The sequence below is a fragment of the Melaminivora alkalimesophila genome (assembly GCF_000282995.1).
GTDB classification, from domain to species: domain Bacteria; phylum Pseudomonadota; class Gammaproteobacteria; order Burkholderiales; family Burkholderiaceae_C; genus Melaminivora; species Melaminivora alkalimesophila.
The window spans coordinates 1-3,947 of the sequence record NZ_ALEE01000755.1 but is presented as its reverse complement, the minus strand read 5'-3'; the positions used below and the strand labels follow the sequence as shown (position 1 = coordinate 3,947).

Here is a 3,947-nt window from a genome sequence, read left to right as displayed (position 1 = left end):
CGGGGCGCTTGCTCAGGCCCCGCCCGCCTCCCTGGGCGGGCGCGGTGGCTTGGGCCGGGGCGGCTTGGTGGTGTGCACCAGCTGCGTCGCCTTGTCCATGTCGCCCGCGAGCATTGCCGGCAGCGCCTTGAGGGCGTGGGAGATGCCCTCCTCGATGAGCGCGCGCTCGGCCGGGGCCGGCCGCTTGAGCACCCAGCCCACCACCTCCGACTTCAGGCCCGGATGGCCGATGCCGATGCGCAGGCGCCAGTAGTCCGAGGCGCCCAGCTGCGCGTGGATGTCGCGCAGGCCGTTGTGGCCGCCGTGGCTGCCGCCCTTCTTGAGCTTGACCACGCCCGGCTCGAAGTCCAGTTCGTCGTGCGCGACCAGGATCTCGTCCGGCGCGATCTTGTAGAAGCGCGCCAGCGCCGCCACCGACTTGCCCGACAGGTTCATGTAGGTCTGGGGTTCGAGCAGCCACACCGGCCGCCCCTGCACGTTCGCGCGCGCCGCCAGCCCCCAGTAGCTGCGCTCGGGCACGAGCTGCACCTTCAGCGCCCGCGCCACCTCGTCCACCCACTGGAAGCCCGCGTTGTGGCGCGTGCCCTCGTATTCGGGCCCGGGGTTGCCCAGGCCGACAAACAGCTTGATCATCGTGCCGATTATTCAGCAGCCGGACGGGCAAGAAAAAGGCCCACCTGGAGTGGGCCCTGGTCTCGCCGGGGCGCGGCGGACGCGCCCGGGCGGTGCGGCAGGCGCAAGCAGCTTACTTCTTGCCCTTCTTGGCCGGAGCGGGTGCGGGAGCGGCAGCGGCGGCGTCCACGACGACTTCCGGCAGCTTGATCGACACCAGCGCGGGGTTCTTGTTCGAGCCGCGCACCACCGCCTTGACGCCGTGCGGCAGCTTGATCGATTGCACGCCCACGAAGGACTTGGCCGTCAGCTGGCTCAGGTCGACCTTGATGAACTCGGGCAGCTGGGACGGCATGCACACCACGTCCAGCTCGTGCATCACCGGCGTCACGGTGCAGCCTTCCAGCTTCACGGCCGGCGACTCTTCCACGCCCTCGAAGTGCAGCGGCACCTTCAGGTGCACGCGGGTGCGCTCGTCCACGCGCTGGAAGTCCACGTGCAGCACCTGCTGCTTGAAGGGGTGGAACTGCACGTCGCGCAGCAGCACCTTGGAGGTCTGGCCGTTCAGCTCCATGTCCAGGATGCTGGAGTGGAAGGCTTCCTTCTTGAGGGCGTGCCACAGGGCGTTGTGGTCCAGCTCGATCATCTGGGGCTCGGCGTTGCCACCGTAGACGATGCCGGGGGCCTTGCCGGAGATGCGCAGGCGGCGGCTCGCACCCGTACCTTGCTTGGCGCGCTCGTAAGCGACGAATTGCATGATGAAGACTCCTGTTGGGGCCGGCCGCGACCAGCTCGGCCCACTGCTTGGAAAAAGGCCCTGCACCCTTGCATGGGCGGGGCCAGCGGATGCTCCGAAGCTTCCCGGCGCGCTGGGCGCTCAGTTCTGCTCCGAGAACAGGCTCATGACCGAATCGCCCTTGGCGATGCGGTGGATGGTCTCGCCGATCAGCGGCGCCACCGACAGCTGGCGGATCTTGGCGCAGGCGCGCGCCGCCTCGCTCAGCGGGATGGTGTTGGTCACGACCACCTCGTCCAGCGCGCTGCCGCCCGCGATGCGGTCGATCGCCGGGCCGGAGAAGATGGGGTGCGTGCAGTAGGCGTAGACCTTCTTCGCGCCGCGCTCCTTGAGCACCTCGGCGGCCTTGACCAGCGTGCCGGCGGTGTCGATCATGTCGTCCATGATCACGCAGTTGCGGCCCTCGATCTCGCCGATCACGTGCATCACTTCCGACACGTTCGCCTTCGGGCGGCGCTTGTCGATGATCGCCAGGTCGCAGCCCAGCTGCTTGGCCAGCGCACGCGCACGCACCACGCCGCCCACGTCGGGGCTGACGACGATCAGGTCCTCGTAGTCCTTCTGGATCAGGTCGCCCAGCAGCACCGGCGAGGCGTAGATGTTGTCCACCGGGATGTCGAAGAAGCCCTGGATCTGGTCGGCGTGCAGGTCCATGGTCAGCACGCGTGCCACGCCGACCACCTGCAGCATGTTCGCCACCACCTTGGCCGAGATCGGCACCCGCGTGGAGCGCGGGCGGCGGTCCTGGCGGGCATAGCCGAAGTAGGGGATCACGGCACTGATGCGCTCGGCCGAGGCGCGCTTGAGCGCGTCCACCATGATGAGCAGCTCCATCAGGTTCTCGTTGGTCGGATGGCAGGTGGACTGCACCACGAACACGTCGCGGGCGCGCACGTTCTGCTTGATCTCGACCGTCACCTCGCCGTCCGAGAAGCGCCCCACGTCGACCGCCCCGAGGGTGGTGCCCAGATAGCGGGCGATGTCGGCAGCCAGCACGGGATTGGCATTGCCCGTAAATACCATGAAGTCGGAGGAATGGGCGTGCATGAGCAGCTCGGCGGTGTGGGGTCTGGTCCCGCTCGGGGTGTGTGTCTGGCGCAGGACGTGTGCAGTGTTTTGGCAGGGGAGGAAGGACTCGAACCCTCGCATGCCGGAATCAAAATCCGGTGCCTTAACCAACTTGGCGACTCCCCTACACAGGTCGGCTGGCGTGACCAGCCCACCTTGTATCACTTCAATCCGTGGCCCAACCGGCCAGCGGATGGAACCCCAGATTCTCACACACTTTGATCTGCCATGCTGCGGGTGCATCGTGCAGATCGACCGCGTGTGGGATTTGCGCAAATACCGCACTTCCAGAGCCCGTCATCCGGGCGGCAAGTCCCTTGGAGCCAAGCCAGCGGAGGGCCTGGTCGACCTCGGGGCACAGGGCCTGGGCGACGGTCTGCAGGTCGTTTCTTCCGAAACTGTACGGCGCTGCAGCAAAGTCCGAGATTGTAGCACGCTCTGAATCGCGTTTGAGCAACGGACTGGAAAAAATGGCTTTGGTTTCCAGTCCGGCTTCGGGCTTGACCACCACGAAGCGTGCGGGCTCAAGGCGTTGCTGCCTCTCAAGGGGACGGATTATGTCACCAATTCCCTCCACCCAGGCGTTCGTGCGGCCCAGGAAGAACGGAACATCGGCGCCCAGCGTGGCGCCGATGGCTTGCAGCTGCCGGCGCGACAGGCCCAGGCCCCACAGGCGGTTGAGCGCCAGCAGGGTGCTCGCCGCATCCGAGGAGCCGCCGCCCAGCCCTGCCTGGGCGGGAATGCGCTTCTCGACATGGATGTGCACGCCGCCCGGGTGGCCGCTGGCCTGCTGCAACGCCCGCGCGGCGCGCGTGCACAGGTCGTCGGGCGGCAGCTCCATGCCCTCGGCGCTGCGGCTCACGCCGGCGACCCTGCGCTCGAAGTGCAGGCTATCGCTCCAGTCGATCAGCATGAAGGCCGACTGCAGCAGGTGCATGCCGTCGGCGCGCCGTCCGGTGACGTGCAGGAACAGGTTGAGCTTGGCCGGCGCCGGCACGTCGTGCAGGGAGTGCATGGCAGGCGCGGATTCAGCGGTCGAGCACGATGCGCAGCACGGCCTGCGGCGGCGGCGTGTGGCGCGTCGCGACCAGGCGGCCTTCGCCCAGGCGCGAGAGGTCGGCCTGCCAGCCCGGCGCCTCGGCCGGCGCGCCGGCCAGCCAGTCGAACAGCGCGCCGATGGGCAGCTCCGTGCCCGTGAGCTCGCGCGCCAGGGCTTGCAGCGAATCGGAATGGCGCTCGCCATCGGCGGTAGCGAGCCAGGCCCCGGCGGCCGACCATTGCAGCCGGGCGATCTGGTTGCCCAGGGGGTTGTAGAGCGCCAGGGCGCCGGCCGCGGCCGAGCCGGAGAGCTCGAAGCCGGCGCTCAGGGATTGCGCCGTGTGCTCGTCGCCTTCCACCTGCAGGCCCAGGCGCCCGGTCCAGTGGTCCAGGGCGTGCGCCGGGCCTTCCCGGAGGCGGGGCGGCTGCGCGC

General features: G+C 68.5%; 5 protein-coding genes and 1 tRNA gene. All 6 read right to left on the bottom strand.

Annotated features, from left to right (window positions below; translation table 11 throughout):
- Window positions 1–12: 12 nt before the first annotated feature.
- Window positions 13–633, bottom strand: a complete 621-nt coding sequence (gene pth, locus A612_RS14590; protein ID WP_019375183.1) for an aminoacyl-tRNA hydrolase — start codon at window positions 631–633, stop codon at window positions 13–15.
- A 112-nt stretch (window positions 634–745) separates the two neighbouring features.
- Window positions 746–1,369, bottom strand: a complete 624-nt coding sequence (locus A612_RS14585) for a 50S ribosomal protein L25/general stress protein Ctc (RefSeq protein WP_019375182.1) — start codon at window positions 1,367–1,369, stop codon at window positions 746–748.
- A 120-nt stretch (window positions 1,370–1,489) separates the two neighbouring features.
- Window positions 1,490–2,455: a ribose-phosphate pyrophosphokinase gene (locus tag A612_RS14580; RefSeq protein WP_019375181.1), complete on the bottom strand. Its 966-nt coding sequence runs from the start codon at window positions 2,453–2,455 to the stop codon at window positions 1,490–1,492.
- A gap of 70 nt (window positions 2,456–2,525) precedes the next feature.
- Window positions 2,526–2,602, bottom strand: a tRNA-Gln gene (locus A612_RS14575).
- A gap of 40 nt (window positions 2,603–2,642) precedes the next feature.
- A complete protein-coding gene (gene ispE, locus A612_RS14570; RefSeq protein WP_019375180.1) occupies window positions 2,643–3,491 on the bottom strand; it encodes a 4-(cytidine 5'-diphospho)-2-C-methyl-D-erythritol kinase in 849 nt (282 codons plus the stop codon).
- A 13-nt stretch (window positions 3,492–3,504) separates the two neighbouring features.
- On the bottom strand, window positions 3,505–3,947 hold a 443-nt coding region (locus A612_RS14565), incomplete at its 5' end, for a lipoprotein insertase outer membrane protein LolB (protein ID WP_019375179.1).

Coding starts and splice junctions, on each gene's coding strand:
- A612_RS14580 (WP_019375181.1), bottom strand. CDS start 2,455: ATGCACGCCCATTCCTCCGACTTCATGGTATTTACGGGCAATGCCAAT.
- ispE (WP_019375180.1), bottom strand. CDS start 3,491: ATGCACTCCCTGCACGACGTGCCGGCGCCGGCCAAGCTCAACCTGTTC.
- pth (WP_019375183.1), bottom strand. CDS start 633: ATGATCAAGCTGTTTGTCGGCCTGGGCAACCCCGGGCCCGAATACGAG.
- A612_RS14585 (WP_019375182.1), bottom strand. CDS start 1,369: ATGCAATTCGTCGCTTACGAGCGCGCCAAGCAAGGTACGGGTGCGAGC.